We start from the raw sequence: 2733 nt of genomic DNA, 5'->3' as shown, positions 1-2733 counted from the left end.
TCCCAAGGGTTCGCCAACCGAAGTGAGACAAAGCCTTACTACATGAATGGCGCTATGCGCTTTATCTCATCCACCAACCGATTCTGGGTGTGATCTCTGCGGTCAAACACGGAGAAATCAGATCCATAGTATTCGCTTCTCTTGGGAACAATTTTGAAGGCGGACTCCAGCGTCACGACATATTCTTGGCGACGATTGTTGTCATTATTGCCAGTGCTGCCTTACATCACCTGCTTGAGGAACCAGCTCGTCGAAGTATCGTAAAAAAATGGAACAAGAATCGATTAGATTAAGTGGTTGGGTACTTGATACGAGAACGACGACGCACCAGCCATAGCCCACCTAATAGAGCCATCAAAAGGTTCTGAGAACCAGTCTGAGAGCAACCTCCATCCTCTTCTGGTTGCTCAGGATCTGTTGGAAGGTTGGCATCCGAAGGCTCTTCGTCCTGAGGTATCGATTGCGCACCGCCCTCTACAAGCCTACCTGGCGATGATTCCAAAAAGGGCCCCGTGTATTGCCCTTCACCGTCATCGCTGACGCCATCTGTAGAATCGTTGTTGGTCTCTGAATCTTCATCTTGCTCGGAAGAGACAGGGAGTAAGCCTATGGAAGCCCACATTGAATCGCCCGCTTCTAAGACCACTGTTCGGCTGCTCGTCACATAACCCTCAGCGCTTGCCGTGATTTCATAACTCCCTGGAACCAGCTCAAAAGACCAAAAAGCATCGCTCTCTCGTGCAGAAAGCGACTCACCATCAGAAGAAACGATTGTAGCTCCGTCTAATCTAAGATTTCCCTCCTCAGAAGGAGTTGCCGTAAGAGATGCATCAAAAACGACGCCCTGCACAACAGAGCCACCATCTGGCTCTGATGGGTCTGACGGATCTGAGCCATCGCCCGGGTTCGTCATACCACCGGCCGCGAGACTTCGAATATCGTCTAAACGAGAATGGAGGTTTTCACCTGGGCAACTGGTACTCGCACTGGCGTGGTCTCGGTGACCCTTTACGGAGTCTTCATCAATCCCAAAACTAAACTGGCCACTCAATACCGCGACCAAAGAGCTCACCGCATCTATCGTGACCTCAGGTGGCACCAACGGCCCATAAGTGGATGGGTCGCAAGCACCGGGCTCAAAACAACCTACAATGGAGATCCCAGCATTGCCGCTGTTGTTGCTGCCCACATGAGCGCCCTGGTAATCCAGCGGCCGACCTTCCCAGATTTGTCCATTTTGAGTCACGAGAAAATGGTAACCCACATCACACCAACCGTTGCCATTGATGTGGTAGCTTTGAATTTGCCGAATACGGGTATCGTAAGTATCGGTATCGCCGGGCGGGCTTGCCGTATGATGAATCGCAACTCGGTATTTACTGATATCATAGCCACATCCAGTCGATTCCGCGGCGCCCCAGCCCGCTCTATCAATGATGCCCAGGTCTTCAAGATATCCAGCAAGACCAAGCTGCACTTGCTGAGCCCCAGGTTGGATGCCGTGATCTAGCTCGTTCATTTGAACGGGTTCGGGATTCGTTAAAGACCAATCGAGAAAGACAAGATGCTTAGCCTGGGTCTTCGCCAAACGAATGCGTGCGCTTGTTACTGCTTGGCTAAAACTTGCGCGGTAGACCCTCGAAAGACCTTCTGACCAAACCTGCTCTAACAAAGCCCACTCAGACAAAGAACCGTCTTCATAAACACCCTGGGTCTCAATTTGAAAATCTGTATCATCATGTAGATCCAGCATCATGCCCAAACGTGTGGCTGACTCTACCGCACGCAAAGTTGGCGACGCGTAAAAACCGCCCTCTAGAGCGTAACTACCGCCGATTTGGTTGCCCGTAATGTGGGTGTGGCCCGTAGGCTCATTTTGGCCCACTTGCTCCCCTGGCAGCAACTGGCAGGCTCCTAAACTAAGAACCATCGCCAGTACTGCACTGATTCGCCATGTATTCCACATGGGTCCCCCCTTGAATTCACCGAGCTGACACAGCCCCCCGCATCAGCGCGAACGGCTAAAAGAGCACAGAGGTGGCGGTTTTGTCTTGGAGAAATGACTACAAGGTCACGTATTCAGGCTTAAGATCGGCCTGATCTAGGAATTCGTGAGCAATTATAAGGAAGTGGTTATACCAATAGGCCCTAAAGTGCCGGCCTCAAACCCTCCCCTGGCTCTTCATCGAGAGAGCCAAGGAAGGTCAATCACGTTTGGAGAGAGTGAAGCTTAAGCAGCTTCTTCTTGGAGGTAAGTCTTCGGCTTGTACCAAAGAGCAACCAATACGAAGAGCATAGCCGTACCGAGCATCGTCCAGGTCCAGAACCAAAAGTAAGCTGCGCCTTCAAGCTTGTTCTGCCCACCCACTGAGAGGTTTTCGCTGAACTCAATCGTTGGAACGCCGCCGCGCTCACGGTCGACCTGCTTCTGGCCTTCGGCACCCATCAACTCAATCATGCGCTTTTCACGCCATGTAAGTGGCTTATCCGCATTGTCTTGATTCACGGCCGGACGTGTCACTGAAACCAAGTGAACGATGTCATCAGGCGTCATCGCTTCTTTATCGGCGCCCAGACTCACGAGCTTGTAAGTGTTGCGGTTGATCATACGGTACTGAAGCGGTGTGCCCCACTCGTCTAGATCTGCCTTCACCAGATCTGCACCAATTTCAGTGCGAGGCAGTGCGGTATCGTTATTATCGAAATGAAAGCGGATACGTTTATCGGACTCAC

Annotated in this window: 2 protein-coding genes; both read right to left on the bottom strand. The window is 51.5% G+C overall.

Annotated features, from left to right (window positions below):
* Window positions 1–289 precede the first annotated feature (289 nt).
* A complete protein-coding gene (locus tag HOK28_24785; protein MBT6436329.1) occupies window positions 290–1966 on the bottom strand; it encodes a hypothetical protein in 1677 nt (558 codons plus the stop codon).
* A 264-nt stretch (window positions 1967–2230) separates the two neighbouring features.
* Window positions 2231–2733 (bottom strand): hypothetical protein (locus HOK28_24780; GenBank protein ID MBT6436328.1); only part of this gene is annotated, 503 nt, incomplete at its 5' end.

It is taken from the genome of Deltaproteobacteria bacterium (assembly GCA_018668695.1).
In the GTDB taxonomy this organism is placed as follows: Bacteria; Myxococcota; XYA12-FULL-58-9; order XYA12-FULL-58-9; family JABJBS01; genus JABJBS01.
Note: the sequence above shows the minus strand (reverse complement) of the source record. Positions and strands in the feature narration are given on the sequence as shown.

Coding starts and splice junctions, on each gene's coding strand:
- HOK28_24785 (MBT6436329.1), bottom strand. CDS start 1,966: ATGTGGAATACATGGCGAATCAGTGCAGTACTGGCGATGGTTCTTAGT.